Origin of the sequence: Gardnerella greenwoodii 00703Dmash, from assembly GCF_000263635.1 — a bacterium.
In the GTDB taxonomy this organism is placed as follows: domain Bacteria; phylum Actinomycetota; class Actinomycetes; order Actinomycetales; family Bifidobacteriaceae; genus Bifidobacterium; species Bifidobacterium greenwoodii.
This window is the reverse complement of the sequence record NZ_ADEV01000004.1, coordinates 105,345-128,014: the sequence shown is the minus strand read 5'-3', so window position 1 is coordinate 128,014 and position 22,670 is coordinate 105,345. Positions and strand designations below refer to the sequence as shown.

17 protein-coding genes, 2 tRNA genes and 2 pseudogenes are annotated in these 22,670 nt (G+C 42.3%); 9 read left to right on the top strand and 12 right to left on the bottom strand.

Annotation, left to right across the window (positions count from 1 at the left end; translation table 11 throughout):
• Positions 1-25 precede the first annotated feature (25 nt).
• Positions 26-679, top strand: a complete 654-nt coding sequence (locus tag NG78_RS04860; protein ID WP_004133957.1) for a hypothetical protein — start codon at positions 26-28, stop codon at positions 677-679.
• A gap of 325 nt (positions 680-1,004) precedes the next feature.
• The gene (gene upp / locus NG78_RS04865) at positions 1,005-1,643 is read left to right on the top strand and encodes a uracil phosphoribosyltransferase (protein WP_004133956.1); all 639 of its coding nucleotides are present in this window, start codon (positions 1,005-1,007) and stop codon (positions 1,641-1,643) included.
• 159 nt (positions 1,644-1,802) lie between these two features.
• On the opposite strand, the gene NG78_RS04870 is transcribed toward upp, so the two are convergent.
• Complete coding sequence (locus tag NG78_RS04870) at positions 1,803-2,222, bottom strand: type II toxin-antitoxin system HicB family antitoxin (RefSeq protein ID WP_004133954.1); 420 nt, start codon at positions 2,220-2,222, stop codon at positions 1,803-1,805.
• 477 nt (positions 2,223-2,699) lie between these two features.
• Between NG78_RS04870 and NG78_RS04875 the strand changes: the two genes are divergently transcribed.
• Both NG78_RS04875 and NG78_RS04880 read left to right on the top strand, forming a co-directional pair.
• Positions 2,700-3,551 (top strand): zinc ribbon domain-containing protein, encoded by an 852-nt coding sequence (locus NG78_RS04875; RefSeq protein ID WP_004133952.1) that lies wholly within the window; start codon positions 2,700-2,702, stop codon positions 3,549-3,551.
• Positions 3,552-3,553: 2 nt separating this feature from the next.
• A complete protein-coding gene (locus NG78_RS04880) occupies positions 3,554-4,927 on the top strand; it encodes an SPFH domain-containing protein (RefSeq protein WP_032837658.1) in 1,374 nt (457 codons plus the stop codon).
• Positions 4,928-5,047: 120 nt separating this feature from the next.
• Here the strand turns inward: NG78_RS04880 and NG78_RS04885 are convergent, their stop codons facing one another.
• From NG78_RS04885 to ftsY, 6 genes are all read right to left on the bottom strand, one after another.
• Positions 5,048-5,842, bottom strand: coding sequence for a type 1 glutamine amidotransferase (locus tag NG78_RS04885; protein ID WP_004133948.1), 795 nt, complete (start codon positions 5,840-5,842; stop codon positions 5,048-5,050).
• A 5-nt stretch (positions 5,843-5,847) separates the two neighbouring features.
• A complete protein-coding gene (locus NG78_RS04890) occupies positions 5,848-7,266 on the bottom strand; it encodes a Mur ligase family protein (protein ID WP_004133946.1) in 1,419 nt (472 codons plus the stop codon).
• Positions 7,267-7,272: 6 nt separating this feature from the next.
• The gene (dnaB, locus tag NG78_RS04895) at positions 7,273-8,745 is read right to left on the bottom strand and encodes a replicative DNA helicase (RefSeq protein WP_004133945.1); all 1,473 of its coding nucleotides are present in this window, start codon (positions 8,743-8,745) and stop codon (positions 7,273-7,275) included.
• A gap of 79 nt (positions 8,746-8,824) precedes the next feature.
• Positions 8,825-10,186: an MATE family efflux transporter gene (locus tag NG78_RS04900; protein WP_004133944.1), complete on the bottom strand. Its 1,362-nt coding sequence runs from the start codon at positions 10,184-10,186 to the stop codon at positions 8,825-8,827.
• 277 nt (positions 10,187-10,463) lie between these two features.
• A complete protein-coding gene (locus NG78_RS04905; RefSeq protein ID WP_019260597.1) occupies positions 10,464-12,245 on the bottom strand; it encodes an ammonium transporter in 1,782 nt (593 codons plus the stop codon).
• A gap of 93 nt (positions 12,246-12,338) precedes the next feature.
• Positions 12,339-13,445: a signal recognition particle-docking protein FtsY gene (gene ftsY / locus NG78_RS04910; protein WP_004133942.1), complete on the bottom strand. Its 1,107-nt coding sequence runs from the start codon at positions 13,443-13,445 to the stop codon at positions 12,339-12,341.
• 206 nt (positions 13,446-13,651) lie between these two features.
• Between ftsY and NG78_RS04915 the strand changes: the two genes are divergently transcribed.
• On the top strand, positions 13,652-13,909 hold the full coding sequence (locus NG78_RS04915) for a glutaredoxin domain-containing protein (protein ID WP_004133941.1): 258 nt from the start codon (positions 13,652-13,654) through the stop codon (positions 13,907-13,909).
• A 72-nt stretch (positions 13,910-13,981) separates the two neighbouring features.
• Positions 13,982-14,054 (top strand) — tRNA-Lys (locus NG78_RS04920).
• Between the two features lie 70 nt (positions 14,055-14,124).
• Here NG78_RS04920 and NG78_RS04925 read toward each other — a convergent pair.
• The 4 genes from NG78_RS04925 to NG78_RS04940 all read right to left on the bottom strand — a co-directional run bounded on the left by NG78_RS04925 (position 14,125) and on the right by NG78_RS04940 (position 20,099).
• On the bottom strand, positions 14,125-15,540 hold the full coding sequence (locus NG78_RS04925; RefSeq protein ID WP_004133940.1) for a DUF4032 domain-containing protein: 1,416 nt from the start codon (positions 15,538-15,540) through the stop codon (positions 14,125-14,127).
• A gap of 303 nt (positions 15,541-15,843) precedes the next feature.
• Complete coding sequence (locus NG78_RS04930) at positions 15,844-16,971, bottom strand: ABC transporter ATP-binding protein (protein ID WP_004133939.1); 1,128 nt, start codon at positions 16,969-16,971, stop codon at positions 15,844-15,846.
• Between the two features lie 377 nt (positions 16,972-17,348).
• Positions 17,349-18,335 (bottom strand): DsbA family protein, encoded by a 987-nt coding sequence (locus NG78_RS04935; protein WP_004133938.1) that lies wholly within the window; start codon positions 18,333-18,335, stop codon positions 17,349-17,351.
• Positions 18,336-18,431: 96 nt separating this feature from the next.
• Positions 18,432-20,099: a serine/threonine-protein kinase gene (locus tag NG78_RS04940; protein ID WP_004133937.1), complete on the bottom strand. Its 1,668-nt coding sequence runs from the start codon at positions 20,097-20,099 to the stop codon at positions 18,432-18,434.
• A gap of 166 nt (positions 20,100-20,265) precedes the next feature.
• On the opposite strand from NG78_RS04940, the gene NG78_RS04945 reads away from it, so the two are divergent.
• A tRNA-Thr gene (locus NG78_RS04945) sits at positions 20,266-20,342 on the top strand.
• 88 nt (positions 20,343-20,430) lie between these two features.
• Positions 20,431-20,559, top strand: a pseudogene (locus NG78_RS06235) (ATP-binding cassette domain-containing protein); the annotation flags it as partial.
• Between the two features lie 85 nt (positions 20,560-20,644).
• On the opposite strand, the gene NG78_RS04950 reads toward NG78_RS06235, so the two are convergent.
• The gene (locus NG78_RS04950; protein ID WP_004133936.1) at positions 20,645-21,628 is read right to left on the bottom strand and encodes an Abi family protein; all 984 of its coding nucleotides are present in this window, start codon (positions 21,626-21,628) and stop codon (positions 20,645-20,647) included.
• 243 nt (positions 21,629-21,871) lie between these two features.
• Between NG78_RS04950 and NG78_RS05960 the strand changes: the two are divergent.
• Positions 21,872-22,126: pseudogene (locus NG78_RS05960) on the top strand (transposase-like zinc-binding domain-containing protein); the annotation flags it as partial.
• Between the last annotated feature and the right edge of the window lie 544 nt (positions 22,127-22,670).

Sequence of the window (22,670 nt, the reverse complement as noted above, 5' to 3'; positions counted from 1 at the left end):
TATTCATTCAAGTAGATCTGCTTTTATGCCAAGCCCTACTGGAGCTTCACGCCCAAGTCGGCCTGCACAAATGGATCCTGCAATGCTCGCGCAGATTGAAGGCGGCACAGACCCGCAGGTTGTAAACGAAATTAGCCACACTTCCGCTGCCGTTTTGCTTAACCGCGTTCATAAAACGCAGTCGCCGGAAATCGTTGAGCGCGTGCTGAATTTAGTTGAAAATGAAGGCATTGAAGTTATTGCAGATTTGTGGAATCACGCAGAAGCTGAGTCTCTTCCTGGAATGTTGTGGCGACTGTACTTACTGCGCATGTCTCTACGAAAGCAGCGCGAAGCTTACGCTGAATACTGGAGTCTTGGCGAGCCTGAAACAACAAGCGCTTCGGCTATTACAGGAATTGATGAGGCTCCTACCGGAGAAGATATTGCGCAACTTGCAGATTCTATTCTTTCTGGTGCTTTTACAGGCGATTTTGCCGTAGCTCTTTACCGCGCTTCAGCTTTTACTTCGATTATTGCGCGCGGAATGCGAGTTTACGCAAAAAAGTTAGATGAGCAAGCAAATACAATGCACACGCAGAAAATTGCAAAAGTTTTGCACATATCCGCAAATATGCACGCACTTTCGTTATCTTTTGCTCATGGAGCGAAATTATGGCGAGCAGGAAAATTGGAATAAATTATTTGCGATTAAAATTGTGCGGCGCGTGAAAACAGAAAACAAGGTATACTCAAAATGATGCTGGCTTGTGTTTAAGCCCCGGGCTCCATTTTTTGCCGCTGCGAGCGGCGTTTGCGCCGACAGGCGCTTTCGCAAGTCAGTATCGTTTCTGTTTTTGAATCTTGAATTTTAAGTTTTAGTTTTATTTTTAGATTTTAGATTTTAAATTTTGCTAGATAAGTTTAAATAAAATATATTTTTACTCAACATTTGTTTATATTTCGCGCAAAAATAACGGCACGCCGATAGCTTAACATGCCATGCTTGCATTACCCTAGAAGGTATGGATCTTCATGTTTTACATCATCCGCTGGTGGACCACAAGCTCACCGTTTTGCGTGATAAGAATACACCTTCTAACATTTTCCGCGAGTTGGTTTCCGAATTGGTAACCCTCGAAGCATACGAAGCAACCCGCAATTTGGAAGTTAGCGATCGCGAGATTGAAACTCCTATTTGCAAGATGACTGGCAAGCATTTGAACCGCCCACGCCCAATGGTTGTGCCGGTTTTGCGTGCTGGTCTCGGCATGCTCGACGGCATGACTCGCCTTCTTCCAACCGCTGAGGTTGGATTCCTTGGCATGAAGCGCGACGAGCAGACGCTCGATATCATCACTTATGCCAACCGTTTACCAGAAGATTTAACCGGCCGTCAGTGCTTCCTTCTTGACCCAATGCTTGCCACTGGTGGCACTCTTATTGCCGCTACGCACTATTTGGCTGAGCGCGGCGCTAAGGACGTTACTGCTATTAACATTTTGGCAGCCCCAGAAGGCTTGAAGCGCTTGGAGAAGGAACTTGATCCTTCTATCGATTTTAAGGTTGTTGTTTGCGCTGTTGACGAGCATTTGAACGACAAATCTTATATCGTTCCAGGTCTTGGCGACGCTGGCGATCGCTTGTATGGTTTGATTGACTAATATACTTACCAAATCAAGCGAAAGCTAGAATATAAAAGCTAAAATCAAAAACTACAAAATAGCCTGCTGATTTGCAACACTTTGCAACTTCAGCAGGCTTTTGTATTAATTGATTGCGCAATATTGCATTACAAATCAGATAATATAGCTCTAATATAACTAAGCTTTATTCACAGCTCCTTTAGCATATAAAGATTCTAAAGCATCGCGCAAAGTCCCACTGTAGCTGATGCCAGCTTTTTGCGCCCAAGTGTCAAGCCAAGCTGGAAGAGTAACATTTTTACGAACTGACTGAGAACCGTATTTTGCAGCATAAGAATCCATATCAAGCGCAACCATCGATAACTTTGAATTAGGATTTTCTACAACAATATCACTAATATCGCTAGCTTTTGGCGCAGTCTTGCCACTTTCTAGTTCTGTGAGAACCCATCCGCTTGCTGCATCTTCTGCCATAATCAAAGCATCTGCAAGATTACTACCGCCAGTTACACACCCTGGCAAATCAGGAACTTCTGCAACAAAACCCCCACTATTATCTTCGTATGGAGTAAGAATAACAGGATACGCTAATTTCATCATTTCACCTTTGTCTCACTAATTCCTGCCTGGCGCCAGATTGACTTAACAACCGATGGGTTAATGCGTAGATTATACACACTATGCGCATAAAATAAAATAATCAATCAAATTTCTACTAAATCGCGTATACGCCTATGTTCATTTACCGCGGACGAGTTATTGCGATTTTGCGAGCGTTTCCACTATAAATATTCCAAGCATTATCAAAACACTCGCGTAATTAGAATGTTTCATAATACGTTTTTAAAAAAACTAACATTATTTGTTATACTCTTCTTAACCTATTTATAAGTTTAACGAAGGGGAATAAATTATAACAAAAAAATTAAGTCTTGCTGTACTAAACTGCACCACTAAATCTTAACTAAGAAGATAAGCGCAAATTTAGAAGATACGGTTTATTTAGTCAAACTAAAGCAAAAATAGAAAATCTATTAATTTTGAGATGATGATAGAAGCTAGAAGGTGAAAAATATGAAAAAAGATTTTTGTTTTCACTGCGGAATGAAATTAGATGACGATTCCAAGTTTTGTAAAAATTGTGGTCAGAAAGTCAATGACGATACTCAGGTTTCTGAACAACTAACCAACCAATCCTTTATGGAGAATTATACAGAACGCAAAACTATTTATGATGGCAGCGTTCATAAATGCTCAAACTGTGGAGAGATAATAGGTTCATTTGTTACCGTATGCCCGACTTGTGGAAAAGAAATTAGGGGAATTCACTCCGTATCTTCCACTCAGGAGTTGGTAACAAAATTAGAAAATATATCTGCCAAGAAAATGCCAATTGCAGAAGAAAAAAGATCTGTTATGAAAATGGTATTTGGCAAAGATTTTAAGAATGAAAACAAACTCAAAGAAGCTCTTGACGATTTTGAAGATCAGAAAGATGAAGAAAAAGCATCTCTTATAATTAATTTTACTGTCCCAAATTCCAAAGAAGATATTATGGAATTTATGATATTAGCAGCATCTAATATCAATGTGAAAAAGGGAACTGATGATGTAATCACGAAGGCGTGGATTGCAAAATTAGATCAAGTCTATCAGAAAGCAAAAATTATCATGTCTGATAATCCTAGCTTTGTTGAACTAAAAAATATGTACGAAAATAAAAAGAAGGAGATAAGACGAGCAAAGCTAAAACTTTATTCGATTGTTACAGGGCTTTTTATAGGACCTTTTTCATTGCTATTATTCATAGCTGGAATCGAATGGAATCCTATCGCTACTATTGCCATCACAGTCGTTATCGTAATAATTGCCCTTCTGACTATATTTCTGTTAAAAAAGCGCTATAACTTGTTAGATAGGTTGTAAAAATGTTTTTATTTGATAAAACAAAAAGAGGCGTAGGAATTATGGACGAAATACGCTGCGATGAGCCTTCGTATCTAATATGGAAATGGCGTCCTTCTGGCTCAGAGCTTGGGGAAAATAATAGAGAGAATGCTATTCGTTTTGGATCATCTTTAAGAGTCAAAGATGGCGAAGTGGCAGTTTTTGTATATAACCAAAAAAATGGCATAATGCAGGATTTTATTGTTGGTCCTTTTGATCAAACAATTAAAACCGATAACTTCCCTGTTCTTGCAAGCATCGTTGGTCTTGCGTACAAAGGTGGAACTCCTTTCCAAGCAGAGGTTTATTTTATTAATCTTGCTCAAATTATTCAAGTAAAATTCGCTGTGCCGTTCTTTGATGTATACGATCCAAGGTTTGTAGATTTTGGTGTACCTGTTGCGGTTCGAGGAACAATTAGCTTTAGCATCAAAAATTACCGAGAATTTATTAAATTGCACAGGCTTAATAACTTTAACCTTGAAGATTTTAGTCACCAAATTTGCGATGCAGTTAATCGCTATATAAAAAATATTGTGACTAATGCGCCTACAAATTATAGGATTCCTGTAATTCAGCTTGAAACAAGAACGCAACAAATAAACGACGCAGTAGAACATGACATAAGAGAACGACTAGAAACAACATTTGGCGTTATGTTATCTGCTGTTGATGTTGGCGCTATTGAAATAGATAAAACAAGCGACGGATACAAGCAACTTATGCGGGTAACCAAGAATATAGTAAGTGCTACTGCTGAAGCAGAAGCTGCAGCTAATATTAAAAATATTTCAGATAAACAACGAATTAAAATAAAAAACTATGAAGAAACTTTGCGAGTCCAACGCGAAGAAGGCCAGTATGCTCAGCATAAGGCAACACAATCTACAAATATCGGCGCGTTCCAGATTGAGAAGCAAGCAGAAGTAGGTGTTGCTGGAGCAAACGCATTAGGCCAAATGGGCGAGAATGGAGCTGGAAATATAAATCTTGGAGATGACGGTTTAAGTGGTTTTAATCCTGCAGCAATGATGGCAAGCATGGCTGTTGGAGGCGTAGTTGGAAATAATATTGCTGGAGCTGTGAATAACATAATCGGCGGCATAAACCAGCCAGCACAATCTAACGTAGCGCCACCACCAATTCCTACTTCATCTTATTACGTTGCTGTCAACGGTAAGCCAACTGGACCTTTTAACATTCCAGCATTGACGCAAATGGCCGTTTCTGGACAATTAACTGCCAATGATTTGGTGTGGAAGAATGGAATGGAAGAATGGCAAAAAGCTGCAATTGTTGATGAATTAAAATCATTATTCAACACTATCCCACCAATCCCAAATCAAGGTGAATAGATAAGGAAAATCCAGTTAAAAATTCCTAAAACTACAAAATAGCCTGCTGATTTGCAACACTTTGCAACTTCAGCAGGCTTTTGTGTTTAGAGTTGACAAATTTTAGCGCAGATAACTCTCTTACCGCGGACGAGTTACGGCCACTTTGCGAGCGCGCTCAGCTAATTCGTCTAGTTTCGCAAGCTCCGCGCGTTGAGCATCAGTTTGCTTGGGCGAAAATTCGCCGTAACGATTTTGTGCAGCAGTACGAATTAAAAAGTCAGCCAGACGCGGATTTTTCGGCAAAACTGAGCCGTGCATATACGTTCCAATAACATTGTATTTGCGCGCTCCTTCCGTGTGATCTTTGCCATTATTACCGCAGTTTTCGCTATCAACCGAGCCAAGTGGCTGCGTTCCATCTTCCAAGCTTGTGCGCCCAGAATGATTCTCGTAGCCCACAATATCGCCAAAATCGGCGCTATGCTCCACAAGATTTCCAATCATGCGCACGTCTTGACCAACCGTATGCTCGCCGAGTACGCCAATTCCTTGAAGTTTTTGCCCCTCAACGGTTTCAAAATACTCTCCAAAAAGCTGGTAAAGACCACAAATCATAAGCATTGGAACGCCATCTTCTGCAAGCCCACGAATCGCGTCCGCGCGCGCAAATAAATCTTCCGTGACTCTGCTTTGACCATGATCTTGACCGCCTCCGCCAAGAATCATATCCACGCGCTCTGGCCATAAATCGCCAACATTGTACTCGTGTAGCACAGGCTTGTAACCGTACAATTCCGCTCGGCGCATAATAGTAAGCACATTGCCATAGTCGCCGTAAATATTCATGTCTTTCGGGTACAGCGACACAATATCTAGCACGAGATTTTCTTCAAAAGTAGCATTTGCTTTACTAATATCACTGGAACCATTCATGACTATTACTTCCCAACTCCAACGTCTTTAACTTCCGCAAGTTGCGCTAAAGCCGCGCGCACGCGAAGCATTGCAGTATACGTGCAATATATACGCTTAGCGTTTTTAGCATTGCCACTAAAATCGCCGTTTACGAAAGCTTTAGTATCTTCTTCTAAATCCGTATTCACATTGCAAGCCGAGACTTTATCGTACTGCAGCCTCAAAGCCATATCCCATGCGCGAGTACCAGAAACACACGCAACTCCAGTGCCGCTAAAGCTTGCAAAATCAACGTCCCACAGCCAGCTCATGTCTCTACCGTCCGCATATTCGTCACAAATTGCAATCATGGTATCGTGATTTTTCGGATGGTCCGAAGCAATTGCAAGCCTAAAACCAATAGGATTCTTCACTAAAACAAGCTCAACAGGAGCTCCATTAACTTCAATTACTTCGCCTCTACCAAAAGCAGGAGTTACGTGCGAAATCGCTTCCATAAGCGCATCGTCATCGAATTTTTGCAGCGTAGAATTTTGTTTTACAGCGTCCGCTAATATAGCGCGAACTACTGTTGCTGCAGCAGCAGCGTTGAAAATGTTGTAAGCGCCGTCGAGTTTTACAGATGTGGTTTTACGCTTGCCATCAAGTATAAACTCAGCCTCATGGTCTCCAACTTTTGAAAGCACAACGTCTGCTTTAGGAAGATTGCTATTTTTACCCACTGCAATATCTTCGCAATTTTCGCTTTTTTCAGCGCTATTGTGCAAATCATCATCAGTTGGAAACATGCTTTTTACAGCATCATCTAAACCAAAATATTGCACGCGAGCGCCGGAAGGAACAAAGCTTGCGAGCGCACAAATACGTGGATCCTCACGGTTTAGCACTACTGTTCCTTCGGTTGCAGCAGCTACGTTGCTTAATAGTTTTGCAGTTGTATCAATTTCGCCGAATCGGTCGAGCTGATCTCGCATAACGTTTAGCAATAAAGAGTAGCTTGGCTTGATTTGATTCACAAAATGTACTGCGTACGCTTCGTCAAGCTCTAAAACTGCAATATCCGCGTCTAGTTTCGTACCAAAAGCCGGCATAGTTTTTGCAAGAGCTGCCACTACTCCTCTAGTAAAGTTTGAACCGGTTGGATTGGTAAATACGTTAAGTCCTGCGTCGCGCAGCATAGAAGTTACCATGCGCGTTGTAGTAGTTTTACCATTAGTGCCAGAAACGAGCACTATCCCATATGGCAATGAGGAAATAGTACGCGCTAAAAAGCCTGAATCGAGGCTCTCAATAACTTTACCAGGTAACGCGCTTCCACCATGGTGAAGCAGCCTAGAAAGCGCGCAAACAAGTTTACCAACAGCAGGCATGGCAAAACTGTACCAATGCTTGTGCAAATTTTTGTGAAACTCTTTACGCGATTCATGGTCGCCGCTTGACATACTAAATCACACTCCCGCCTGCTGGTAATCTTGCGGCATATCCATAAACTTAGAAGTTGCACCCAAGAAGGCAAGATTAAACGTGTCTGTAGGACCATTACGATGCTTTGCCATAATAATATCAGCTTCGCCCGGGCGATCTTCCTTATTGTAAAAATCAGGGCGATGCACAAGGAACACAACGTCAGCATCCTGCTCAATAGAACCAGATTCACGCAAATCCGAAAGCTGTGGCTTTTTATCGTTTCGCATTTCCGGCCCTCGGTTAAGCTGACTCAATGCCACAACCGGCACTTCAAGCTCTTTGGCGAGAAGCTTTAGCGCACGCGAGAATTCCGAAACTTCCTGCTGTCGGCTTTCTACACGCTTGCCGGAACTCATAAGCTGAAGGTAATCAATAACTACCAGTTTCAAATCATTCGTCTGCTTGAGCCTGCGGCATTTTGCGCGAATTTCCATCAAGCTCATATTTGGACTGTCATCAATAAAAAGCGGAGCATCCTGCATTTTTGTCCAGAAATTATTAAGAGTATTCCAACGATCTGGAGTAATATCTTCTGCTCTTCGCATGGCAGCGAGTGGAATATTAGTTTCTGCAGCAATAATACGTTGTGCTAATTCCACTTTGCTCATTTCTAGAGAGAACACAATAGACGTCATATTGTGGTGTAGTGCCGCAGAGCGCGCAAAATCAATGCCGAGCGTTGACTTACCCATTGCTGGACGGCCTGCAACAACAATCATCTGACCAGGCTGCAAACCTTGAGTAACTTCGTCAATGTCACGAAATCCTGTTGGCACTCCCTGCTCAAGTTCGTGATTTTGCATTTTATCGAGCTGATCAAGAGTATTTTGCAAAACTGGACCAATAGCAACGTAATCTTGACGCACTTTGCCGGCGCTCATCTCATACACTTCTGATTGTGCAAGATTTACAATATCTTCTGCCTGAGCTCCGGATGCAGAATAGCCCATTTGCGCAATTTTTGTTCCAGCAGTAATAACGTTACGAAGAACAGCATTTTGATGCACAATATCTGCGTAGTACATTGCGTTTGCGGCCGTTGGTACAGAAGCTACTAGGCTGTGCAAATAATCAGCTCCGCCAACTTTATCGAGATTCCCATCCTTCATTAATTCGTTAGCTACAAGCACAACATCAACAGGCTGAGATCCTGCAAAAAGCGTAAGAATAGCATCGTAAATAGTTTGATGCTGAGGCTGATAAAAATCTGCTGTTTCTAGCACTTGCGATACTTCACCAATAGCATCTTTGCTCATAAGCATTCCGCCAAGCACTGCCATTTCGGCATCAACATCGTGCGGAGGAACGCGATCAAACAGTGTGGTACCGCTTGTTCCTTCAGCGTTACGAGGAGCTCCAGAACCATATATCGGTGCGCCAGCATTGCCACCACGATTGCTTCCTGCTCGGCCAGCATTGCCATTAGTAGACTGCCACATATCATTATCTGCCATAAAAACGAGTATAAACGCGCGCACGTATTTAAGAACAAAAAATTCAAAATATTTGCACAAGTAATATTACAAATAATATTTACAGTTTTAGTGCAGCATTCATCCACAAATCGTTTCTAATACGCAAACTATTTCCCAGCGCACGACCGCCAATATACACTGAATTTAGCACAATCCACAATGTGATTGTTCTTATTACATCGTTCGCGTTAAGCGCAACGTCAAAACAGCTTGTACAAATAAGTACGCCTAAATATACAACTGCCATCGCTGAGCATGATTTTGCTAAGTAAGAATGGTCACCAGCGCCTATCAATACTCCATCTAGCGCCCACATCCATCCGGCAAGAGGCAAGAACAAGCCCAGAATTGTCATGCCTACAGAAATTAAAAGCTGAATATCTGCATGCGGGCTAAACAGTGGCGAACAACTCCACCCCACCAAAATCATGAATAAACCGACTCCTAAGCTGCTTACAGCACCAACTTGGGCACAAATGCGTGCAATAATTCCAGCACGCTTACGTAGGCCTGCTCCTAGCACTGAGGCAACAATAGTTTGTGCCGCAATACCAATAGCATCGAGAATATTCATAACAAAATTCCAGCAAGAATTAGCAACCTGATACGCAGCAAGCGTATTTGTACCAAGACGAGTTGCAGCAACAACCGTAGCAACCATGCACACGCGCAATGCAAGTGTTCGCACGAATAGCGGCATGCCAGTTCCTGCAGAATGCAAAATATGTTGAAAATGAGGTTTAAGACGTGCTCCACTTTGCATAGCCCAAATAACAGCTGGAATACTAAGCACAAGCCCCATATACCATTGAGCAATCATTGTTGCAATTCCAGAGCCAGCAATTCCCATGTTTAACCCAAAAACTGCAATCACATCGAGAATAGTATTAAGCACAGCTCCACTAACAGCAGCAAATAATGTTATACGGACTTTTCTAAGCCCACGAAATATGCCGTTTGCAGCATACACAAGAAGTATTGCTGGAAGTCCTGGCATAACCATTTGAGTGTACACAATAGCATTTTGCAAAGTAGATCCGCGCGCGCCTATTGCGTAACATAGCGGCTCGGCGGCGAAAATAAGCAATGCTGTAAGAATTACACCAAGAAACAATGCAAGCCACAAGCCGTCCATTCCAACGCTAAAACCTTCTCGACGTTTTCCCGCGCCTAAAAGACGAGCAACTTGAGAAGTTGTGTTGTATGCCAAAAATAAGCAAAGACCTGCAATGGTAAGAAGTACAGTTGAACCAATAGAAAGTCCAGCCAACGCGTTTTTGCCAATATGGCCAATAATAGCAGTGTCAATAAGTACGAACGCAGGTTCAGATATAAGCTGTCCAAAAGTTGGTACGGCAAGTATCCAAATATTGCGAAGTACCTCTTTTTTATTCTGATTATCCAACTCTTGATTCGTCATAATGCTTCATTTCACTGCTATCTAGTAAATCGCAGCAAATGCAATATTGTGCAAATACCACATAAAAATATTCGCGAGTGAGCTAACACAAATATGTGTAAAGCGCAAATAAAAATATGATTCCGCAAAGTTATTCGCAAGATATCCACATGGTTATCCCCAGCATGTGGATAATTTTGTGAGATGTCCACTTAGACACGCCTTAAATGTGGATAACTTATCTTTTTATCCACATTTAATAATTCGTGCGTGTCTTACGGAACCTATTTTTCCCGCTTTACTTATCGTTATTTTCGCGAGATTTACTAGATTTTTTATTGTTTTTATTAGATTCGTGTTCTTCTTCTAATGTTTTTTCGTCTAAATTATCTTCGGATTGACTCTTTTTAGATTCGTCATTAGTTTCAGAATCTGATTCCTTACCGTCTTGCAAATCTGCTTGCTTATCTGCACTAGCCGATTCAGACTCCAGAGAATTGTCATCAACTGCAATATCAACCGAAGTAAGAACGGCCATCTGAGTTTTACTTGACTCATCGTCAGACACTGCAACAACAGCACCTTCATGGCTTTGAGCAATGGCAGAGAAATCATAAGCGCGCTCGCCTTGATCGGCTAAGTCAACGCCCTTACGTTCCTTAGCTTCAGAAATACGCCAGCCAAAAAGCTTTTCAAGAGCAAAAGCAACAATAGCTGTTACAGCGCCAGAGTAAAGCACTGTAATTCCGATTAAGCAAAGTTGCGCAACAAGCTGATGCCAATCTCCAACAGAAAGCAAACCAGAACCATCTGCAAAAAGTCCAACGGAAATTACACCAATAAGAGCTGCAACACCATTTACACTTACAACATGCAAAGCTCCGTCATAACGTGCGAAAGTGCGAGAATGAGTTACAAGTGAAGTAATAACTCCGGAAAGCACGCCCAAAACCAAAGCCCACAGTGGCGCAATAACGTCTGCAGCAGCTGCACTAGCAGACAAACCTGCCATAACGCCGGACGCAGCACCCAATGCCGAGAAGCATCCAGAACGCAAACGTTCAGTCACACCCCAAGCCAGCATTGATGCAGATGCGGTTATTGTAGAACTTACCCAAGCATAACCAGCAACACCTGGAACTCCAGCGGAAGAGCCAATCATTAAGCCAAGCCATCCGAACCAAATCAAGAAAATTCCAAGCATAACAAATGGAACATTATGCGGATGACGAACAGAACCGTTTTCAACAGATGACTGAGAAGAAGTTTCAGCAACTTCAGCTACAGTAGCTACTGAAGAAACAACAGATTCGGTAGAAGAATTATCCTGAGCCTTTGCAACATCAGCCCACAATGCTCGAGATAAACGACTCTTTGCATTGCGAGAATTAGTTTTAGCAGATGCCGAGCTGGCGCCTGTTCCAGCATGAGCAACATTTTTAATATGCAATACCAAACGCTTCAATGGGAAGTGAGCGTGGCCGCCAATAATCATAACAATTGCAAAAGCTGAAACTGCAGCAGCAATATGAAGTAAAGATCCGCCCGCAAAATCATGCACTTGAATGCCCAAAGCTTGCGAAATAGCTCCATTAGGAGACAGCAATCCGCCGCCACAAACCATATGCGCAAGAGGAGCAAATACTAAAGTAACCCAAACAGCCACGAAAATAAGCCAAATAGAGTAGCGCACACGCCCAGCCAACGCTCCAGTAATTAAAGCAACTGCAACAACTGCGCAAGCTAAGCGGAATGCGGCAGGAATTCCTCCAGCTAGTCCGGAATTAGCATCCATGGATGTAAATACACCATGATCTGCAACCATAGAATCGCGGAATAGTAAACCGCTTAACGGGTCGCCAACAACTCCGCCAGCCATATCTTTGCCAGCAAAAGCCAGTGACCATCCCCACAAAGTCCATACAAGCGTTGTAACAGCGATAGCGCCAGCAGATAACATCATCATATTTACCATGGAAGTAGCGCGTTCGCGGCCGCCATAAAATAGGGCAATACCCGGCGTGATAATAAACACCAATGCGCCGGCCAACAACGCCCACTGCGGATCCATTGTGGTCATTTTTCACCTCAATTATTTCAAACAGTGCAAGGAATAATCATTGCAGCTGATACATCACTTTCTACCTATTGTAGTCGGAAAATCAAATATATCTTATGCCAGCAAGCCTTCAACAAAACTTTGCGGATCAAATTGGACTAAATCATCCGGTCCTTCTCCTAATCCAACAAGTTTCACAGGAACACCAAGTTCTTTTTGAACTGCAACAACAATTCCGCCTTTAGCAGAACCATCGAGCTTTGTAAGCACAACTCCAGTAATTCCAATCGCTTCAGCAAATATTTTTGCTTGAGCCATTCCATTTTGCCCAGTAGTAGCATCCAAAACAAGCAGCACTTCATCTACAGGCATAGTTTTTTCTACTACCCTACGAATTTTCCCTAGCTCATCCATTAGATTTGCTTTATTTTGCAAACGTCCAGCAGTATCAATAATAAGAACATCAGTTTTATTTTCTTCAGCTTTTTGCGCGGCTGTAAAAGCTACGGATGCAGGGTCAGCACCATCTTTATCTGCGCGAACAACTGGCACATTTACTTCGGATGCCCAGGTTTCAAGCTGATCCGCTGCTGCAGCTCTGAAGGTATCTGCAGCAGCCATCATTACAGATTGCTTTTGAGCAACGAATAGTCTTGCTAGTTTGCCTGCAGTTGTTGTTTTTCCAGTTCCATTTACGCCAACCATCATAATAACGCCTGGATGATGCGCGCCCGGCTTATTTTCATTCAGACGACGATCAGTATTTTCACCAACTAGTTCCAAAAGTTTTGCGCGCAAAGCCGCACGCACATCTTCTGCACTAGAAGTTCCAGAAATACGCGCATCTTGGCGTAACGAATCAACTAATTCCTCACTAGCTTTCGCACCAACATCAGCCATTAATAAAGTGTCTTCTACATCTTCCCAGTCTTCCTGCGACAGATGATCTTTGCTTATGATATTGAAAAGTGTGCGGCCGAATGGATTTGCGCTATTAGATAAACGTTTCCGAAGGCGCTGTAAGCGAGAGGTTGTTGATTCTGGAATCTTAGACTCGTTCTTTCCTACTTCAACTGAGTCATCAACACTTTTTGGAATTTCAGGGCCTCGGCTATGGCTGCAAATTCGCAAGATTACCGCAACAGCCACTAGCAATACGGCAATAACTATGGTCGCCGCCACAAACCAAATCACCATATTCATATCTAAAACCATGTTCATGGAATTAAGCCTATGAAAATCAAGGGACACTAGCAATAGATTTCACTATTTTTTCTCATCTTCGTCACACTTTAAAATCTAACTACCGCAACACAATAGATTCCATTACACTGTTAAAAGCAATATATTGCGCAAAATAAGCAATTTAAATGTTCTAATAATAATTAGTGCTGATTAGCAATGATTAGTAGTTTTAAGGAGATTTTATGGCAGATAAATCTATAGAAGTATACGGTGCTAACTGGTGCGGTGATTGCATACGAGCAAAAGCTGCACTTAACAAGTATGGCGTAGATTTTATTTGGCACGATATAGAAACTGAAGAAGGCGCTGCAGAAAAAGCCGTAGAGATTAGTGGCCAAAAGCATATTCCGGTAGTTACTTTTGCTGACAATACTTTTATGGTTGAACCGTCTGCTACGCAAATTAAGTCAAAGCTGGAAACATTAGGAATACTGAAATAATTTGTTTATAACACGCACAACAGTATGCTAGTTTCACTTCGTCTCTTGAATGTAGTATACTGGGCATCTGTTGCCCCTTTAGCTCAATTGGCAGAGCAGAGTCCTTTTAAGTCTTGGGTTGTGGGTTCGAGTCCCACAGGGGGCACTTTTTTATACCCAAATTTAGACTTAGGCTTTAATAAACTGCTTAAATCAAACAGTAATTATATTAAAAATCAACTTGCCCAAACGCTTGCGTCTTGATCGTCTTCGTCAATATCAACGCCAGGATTATTTGCTTGCAAGTAAGTAGATTCATCATCTACTACGCCAGAATCAGCATCCGCGTTAATTGCAGCAAGCACACGTTTGTCCATTTTGTACTGAGGAAGCACATTTTTAATATAGCTTGTCACAGCATCTTGCATAGCAACGTCGTGACCGACTTTTTCTGCCATAAACCAACGATGATCCAAAACCTCATGGAAGAACTGCGCTGGCTCAATCTGAGAACGGAATTCAGGTGGAATCATACGAACAGTAGGCTCAAAAATCTCACGCATCCAATCAGTCGCAACGATTTCCAGCTCTTCACCTTGACGCCATGTAGAAGTACGGTATGCATCCAAATCGTTCAACAACCTTCGAGCCTGATTTTCTTGCACGTCCAAGCCTGTCAAACGTAGCAACTTGCGTGAAGCATAACCAGCATCCACAACGCGAGGACGAACAAGCACTCTGCGGCCATCCTCGGAAGTTTTCATTTCCAACTCGTCAACGTCAAATCCCAATTCATTAAGACGATTAACGCGGCGCTCAATTCGCCACATTTCATCAGGACTGAACTTATCGACGTCTGTAAGCGTGCTCCAAAGTGAATGATAACGATCCACTAAACGATTGCCTATGCTAATTTCATCTACTTCCGTAGGCAAAAGCTGACCGGAGCTCAAATCCATAAGCTCGCCAATAATATTGGTTCTAGCTAAATCAATATCGTATTCTCTCTGGCCTTCTGTTAAGCTTCCATGCAAATCACCAGTTTCTGCGTCAACCAGGAATGCGGAAAACGCATCAGCATCTCGCAAAAATAGTACGTTAGAAAGTGAAACATCGCCCCAATAGAAGCCAGAAAGATGCAGGCGCACCATCAGCACAGCCAGAGCATCAATAAGTCGTTCAGCCGTGTCTGGTCGCAATGTGCGAGCAAATAAAGCACGATACGGCAGAGAGAATTTCAAATGCTTCGTCACAAGTATTGCTTCAAGCATTTCGCCATTAGCGTCTCTGCGGCCTGCAACAACTGCTATAGGCGTTACAGTTGGCAACTCAAGCTTGCGCAATCTACGCAAAAGTTCGTATTCTCGTTCTGCAACTTGACGAGTGATTTCCTTCATGGCATAAACTTCATCGCCAACATGAACAAAACGCACAATATGTCGAGAAATACCACGAGGAAGGTTTACAAACAAATCAGACGGCCATTGAGAAAGTGGCAGCTCCCATGGCAACGTAAACATCTTAGGATTTGAACTAGCTGCAGTAATCTTAAGCGCAGTAGGCTCCTGAGACAACGCACTCTCGTCCTGTGCAGATACAGAAGTTGCCTGCACAGCACGCGGATCCAATTGAGGAGCGTCATTCCATTCCATAGTTTCCATTTACAATCAAGCTCGTGCCAACAATACAATCTGCAATAACTATTTATCGCAAATCAACCACTGGCTAATTATTGATAACAACTATACATAATAAAGCATGTTCAGTAATGTACAAACTTTTGCTTGCTTTTATTTTGTTTTAAATTCTGTTTTTGCTTTTATTTTTCTGCAAGTTTTTACCGATTTTTACCGATTTTGCTGGCAAAAACGGGGTTCGCTTTCATTGCGAACCCCGCCATACCCTTATACCGAAAGTTTGCTTATTTTGCTTTTGTAAGCAGCAAACCTACGCTTTTAGTTCAAACGCAGCTCAGTAGAAGGTGCAAACAGATGCATCTTAGATGGATCAATCTTAATCTTGACAGTATCGCCAACCTTCGGCAAAGCACGTGGATTCACGCGGATTGTCGTAAGCTTGTTCTGATCAGACATCATAGTAGATGCTTCTTCAGGAGAACCATCAGTGATGATGTTGCCGTAGATGTAACCATCAGAACCGAGATCTTCTACGTTCATAACCTTCAAGGAGAACGCATTTGGATCATCGGAAGTTGCCAAGCTTGCGTCTTCTGGACGGAAGCCAACAATAATCTGTCCACGATCTTCTGCGGTGAGCTTATCAACAGCTTCGCTTGGAAGAACAATAGAATCCTCACCAATCTGAGCACGTCCATTAACCACTGGATGCTGGTTAATGTTCATGGATGGAGAACCGATGAAGCCTGCAACGAACACATTTGCTGGGCGGTCGTAAAGCTCAGTTGGAGCACCAACCTGCTGCAAAACACCAAGCTTAATAACAGCAATACGATCACCCATTGTCAAAGCCTCAGTCTGATCGTGGGTCACGTACAGGGTAGTAACACCAAGCTGGCGCTGCAAAGCAGCAATCTGCGTACGAGTCTGCACGCGGAGCTTAGCATCAAGGTTCGAAAGAGGCTCATCCATAAGGAAGACTTTTGGTTCACGCACAATTGCGCGGCCCATAGCAACGCGCTGACGCTGACCACCAGACAAAGCCTTTGGCTTACGATCCAAATACTCTGTCAAGTCCAAAACTTCAGCTGCTTTTTCTACGCGAGCGCGAATCTCTTCTTTTGGAACACCTGCAATCTTAAGAGCAAAGCCCATGTTGTCTGCAACTGTCATATGTGGATACAACGCGTAGTTCTGGAAGACCATTGCAATATCGCGATCCTTTGGCTGCATTGTAGTAACATCTTGACCGCCAATGAGGATACGTCCTTTGTTAACCTCTTCAAGGCCTGCCAACATACGCAAAGTAGTAGACTTACCACAACCAGATGGACCAACCAGTACGAGGAACTCGCCATCTCTAATAGTCATGCACAAATCGTCAACCGAAGGCTTATCGTTGCCCGGGTATATACGAGTCACATGATCAAATACAACTTCTGCCATGATATGTCCTTTCATCGGCAGGTACGTGCCGAACGATCCGTAGTGAAGGGTGTGCACTCATGACCCCAATTCCTACATCGGCGGGTATCAATCGTCCACAGTTTACTTACCTGGTCCATTGAAGGTTTCTCTTCGTTGAGCCAAGCCTTAATATACCATGTTTATCTTAGAAAAACAGTAAAAAATCAGTATTTTTCAACACTTCGGCGTGTCGAACGGACGGAAAGTTATTAATAAACACCTAAACAATAGTTAGTTTTTGCAATAAAAAATACGAAATTATGTAATCATTTGTTTATATTAAAAAGAAATATTAAAAAAGAAAACGGACGTTAAGCATAAGCATAACGCCCGTTTTAGTTAAATATTTTATGTAACTATAAGTCTATAGGAGAGTCAGTGCTTGAAACTTTAGGCATTTGACCTTCAACTCCAATTTGGTCCTTATTCAAACCAATGCAATGCAGCAAAGCCTCAAGAGTGTGCATATTCTTGTTACTAGCAGCATTAATATCGAGCAACTTTCCATTGATTGTTACAGTTGGCGTTGTCATAGAACCTTTGTTAGATCCGGAAACATTCAACAACTCCATAAAATCAGGAGTGTATTTGTTAATCAAATTCTGCCACTCTAAGTATCTGCGATCAAAAGCCTTGCTGGCAACAGAATCGTCTACTCCAGCGTTCTTAGCTTGTTCAATCAACTTTTCGTTACTTACCGGCTTATAGTCGTCGCCTTCTTCTGGCTGGAAGTTTTTTGCAAAAATGTTGTTAATAAATTGCAGCAAATGCTCTGGATTGCTGTCATTATTAGCAATATAGGCAATAGCGCCAGATACACGAGTTGAATATTTATCAGTAGAAATCCTATCCAAGAATGACATTGGGTGTATTTCCAAATTAATTTGGCCTGCGCGAACCATTGCAGCCAAAACTCTATCTGCTTCACGATTAAAGTTTCCGCATCCAGGGCATAAAGGATCAAAATAAGTTGCAACCGTTGGAGCTTTAGCAACAGGCTTGTTGTAGCCAAGCTTGCTTATAAGAATTCCGCCTTTAGAATTGGCAACTTCCGGCTTATATTTAGCACCAAGTTTCTTTAGTTGCTTTTTAGATTTTTCAGAACGCTCAATTTGCGTTCTTTCAATATTTGTTTGCGGCGACTGATAAAAAGCTTGGTAAGCTGTAACGCCAACTGCAGCTAACATAGCCATAACAATAACTGTTACAACAATTCCGATAATTGTTTGCTGACGACGCTCACGCGCTTCACGCAATGCGCGCTCACGCTTCTCAATGTTTCTTTGCTGACGAGTAGAAGATGGATTCCCCTGCTGATTGTCCTGTATCTGAATTTTAGGCATTACTATCCTTAAACCCTTTATTTTGCAAACTAAGACTTAGTCCTAGCGCATGCTTGTCAATAAAATAATAACTTCACCACAGTCTAATAGATGGCATCAACGGAAACGTAAAAATGAGCCAAGGCCTATGCGGAACATGTCAGTACCCTTAAAAACGGCAAGAATAATCCACGCAATAACAAAACCTATGGCATACCCGGCAGAAGTATAAGAAAGAATAGTTGGCAAATAAGTTGGGAAAATCATACGAATTGACCAAATATTAAAAGCCATAAATTCTGCAGAACTACCAAACAGTAGCGGATACACACAAGCCCCAATAACAGCACAAATTAAAATAAGTACAATTCTTGGCAACGTATACACAAGCCCACGAATAATATGCCACGGAAGAGCGGCAACTCTCATAAAAGTGTCCCCGCGAGGAGCAACGCCGTTATTAAGCTCTTTTCTACGCAACCGCGCGGAAATATTGTATCCAGCTGTTGAGCTGGCCCACATAATAAATATATTTAATATAACTGCAGATAAGAAATTCAAACAACTTATAGCGGCACAAATAAGCACAAATAGCAATAAAATCCAAGATCCGCGAGTTAAATAACCATACTTGCTGGTTTCTAAATCTTCATAAGGTTTATCTGCAGCATCATCAGCTGCTTCGTCAGAAGATTCATCAGACTCCGCATAAGATTCTTCGTCATAGTCTTCATCAGTTTTATTATTATTTATTTCGTTAGAAGATTGTTCCATAACTGTAGTCGAACCACTTTGAATAGTTGACACAACAGTTTCTTCTTCACGAGCTGTTTCACTAATTGTTTCACTAATTGTTTCACGAGTTGTTTCACGCCACATTTCGCGCATAGTTCCGCGTGTAGCGTCTCGATCAAAAGGGTGGTTATCTGGCCACGCTAAAGGATTTATTGCATCTTCACTAATTGCTCGCTCAAGAACAGCGGGAGAGCAACGTTTTTCGCGATTAGGATCAAGAGCTTTTCTAAAAGCGTCCATGGTTTTTGCAGGAAGACCGCTTAAATCCGCATTGCCAGAAGCCGCACGCTCCAAAACAGCCATCAAAGGCTTTGTGCCAAAAACAGGCTTACCAGTTGCAGCAAATGCCAACACTGCCACAAGCGACCACCAGTCAGTAGACTCATCGGAATCTTTGCCCTCAATAATTTCTGGAGCAATAAATCCTGGAGTTCCCATAACTAATCCAGTACGCGTAACATGACTTTCGCCTTCGCCCATAGAAATACCAAAATCTACAAGCACAGGTCCATGAGCGGCAATCATAACATTCGTCGGCTTAATATCTCGATGTATAATTCCGGCTTCATGCACCGCTTTAACAGCTTCAATAAGCTTATGCGTTAATCTTTCCAAGTCGTCAGCAACATATGGACCATTTTCTGCAACGTCTTCGCGAAGATTTTTACCCTCAATCAACTCCGTAACTATAAATGCTACTGAAGCATCAAGTTCCATATCTACTATTGAACACACTCCAGGATGGTGAATTTTTTGCAATGCTAAAGCTTCACGCTTTAAACGTAAACGTTCCCGTTCCTGCTCAGCATATTCTTTTTCGCTTTGATTAGCGCTTATGCAAGCTCGCAATATTTTCATTGCATATTGATTTCCGCCATCGTCTTTAACGCGCCAAACCGAGCCCATTGCACCACCGCCAAGTCTTGCAATAAGAGTGTACCCGCCAACACTGTTACCTGGCTGCAAATCGAACATGCTCATATCTTCCATACTCCATTATGGTAGTGCTTAACGTTACCAAATTGCGCTATATGAGTATAGAAATAAATAAAATTTTTTATACAAACATTCCAAATGTTTTGTAATGACGTGGCATATGGTACACTAATCAATGTTCTGCTTAGCATGACTTAATAGCGTGCATGGCAAAACATTCGCCTCCTTAGCTCAGATGGCCAGAGCGGCCGCCTTGTAAGCGGCAGGTCGCCGGTTCGATCCCGGCAGGAGGCTCCATACCTACCTCACTTTGGCGGTGAGATGATGAGTGAGACGAATGTAAGGCTAGTGCTTTTCAAGCGCTTTTTGTTCTTTAAATAATGTCAGTTTCGAGATTTCTCCGCACGAGCGTGTGGCATTAATCGGTTCGAACGATGCAGGTAAGTCAATCTTGCTTAAAACAATTGCAGGAATTCTGCGTCCTACTTATGGGCGCGTATTGAATACTTTTTAGTATGCAGTGCGCATAACACGCCTCAAATAAGAACAAAAAAAAAACAAGAAATTCTGTATACACATTTTGGGGAATAACCCGAGTTTTATATGGAGGATTCGGACTTGTGTGAGGCGTTTAGGCTGTCTTCCCAATTGTCAGGAAACCCCATTTCAGCGATACTGCGTAGGCTGAGTTTTTCGAAGTCCGTATGTATCAATTTTGTGAGCTTTGATGGCCATGTTGTGCCCGGAGATATGGTGCGCAGCATGAATGCCATCACCAGTAGCGCCCCATAGAGTTTATCGCTCTGCCCATCCGGTAACGATGAGAGAGCGGGAATGGTGCGGAAAGCGTTCGTTGATGCTGGCGTCAGATGCCTGTTGAACAGACGAGCGTGGTGTGCACAAACGTTGCGAACAACAGTCAGCTGCTCGCACCAACGCACAAGAGGGTCCTTATCGTGATAGCTTTTCTTCTGCTTCGAGTTTAGCTTACCGGCATCAACATCAAATCCAAAATCAGTAGAAATACTGTGTTGAGCATCAGCAGGTAATCCATCAAATAAAAGGGACACATCTGAAAAATCCAGAACCTCCGCTACTACCCAGAATGGGTAATGACCGTACTCGTTCGCGTAATGTAAAATTGCTGCATTACTTGACCTGGCTCGCACAATTCGACCATACACTTTTGCAAGCCAAGCAACATGGTCGAATCCCTCGCGGAACAACGATGGATTACAATAAGCCAATGCATCATTCCGCACAATCCACTCGCCAACGCGAGTGCGTAGGGCAACTTCAATACGCTCAATTCCATCGTGTACTAACGTGCGTAACTTACGATCGAACTCGTATAATCCAGCGACCTCAGTAAACGATGTGCCTTCTACGAATTGGTCTAAACGAACTGGTTGCTTTGGATTAGCATCCTCTGGTAGAACGCGGTAGGCGTACCAGTAGCCAGACAAGCGATAGTAAGAGACACTCGTTAACCACTGACGCGCAAGTGGTTCATCAAGTTTCATTCCTCGTTCAGACAGAATATTCAGCTGCTGTTCCAACGTGGTTGACGGCTTGACCTCCATACCCTCACCTTCCCGAGTAGAAATCCAGCCCGTCTACTCCAAGAGAGCAGCGGGCTGAACGGTTATTTTCATGTTATCAGATAAACACCATTAACGCACCCCCTTGTTTACAAGCGTTTTGCGGTAATCGAATCTGTTTTCTGCACATTCGCCACCTGGACAAAAAGTGTGTAAAAAATAAGCTCATAACCCTTATAGCAGTAGGGCTCGCGGTATATCGAATGTTGGTTATTCTTCATTTGTATGAATAACCCACTATGCGATAACTGTCATCACAAAATGAGCAAGAACGGTCACACCAATGCTGGCACTACTAGATACCGTTGTCCTAACTGCGGGGCTTCTAAAAGTAGAGCGTATGATAAACAATCAAACGATTTAACAATTAGCTTAAATTGGCTTTTATCTAATAAGACTCAGGATAAGTATTCATACGACTTCTCAGCCCGCACCCATCTCAGTATTCGTATCCATGACCAACTTTGGTTCATTTTATGGGCATTTTGCATAATAAAATAGCTAAATTATAAAAATCCACTTGTCCGCATATTATGAGTCAAAAGCGTATAAAAAGTTTTTATTAAATTTACAATAGCAATAATAAGATGATAAGTTATAACTGGATTTATTGTATGATAAATAGTAAAGATTAAAAACACTTTATGCCAATTTCGAAAACAATAATTTTCTTATCTTCAATATCGCATATAATAACGTGAAATGATTAAAGCAGAGGGGATAGTAACTACTTAACTATTTAAAATAGAAAAAATTTACTTTTCATATAAAGTGCCAAATTATGGCGTATTATGAAAATAGCAAATCTATATCTGCGCACATAATCATCTGTATAATAAAACTTTTCGCGAGTAAGAACTCGGAAACCTTCCCCCAACTCAGGGTTTCCGGGGTGAGTGTGGAGCGTCCCCCAACCAGCTCCACCTCATAGGGGGCGGGAATATCCCCTTCTCTCCCGCCCCCATTTTATTTGTTATGCATTTTTAAACCCAATGCAGAATAGAAGGTATAATAAAAGCTAGTC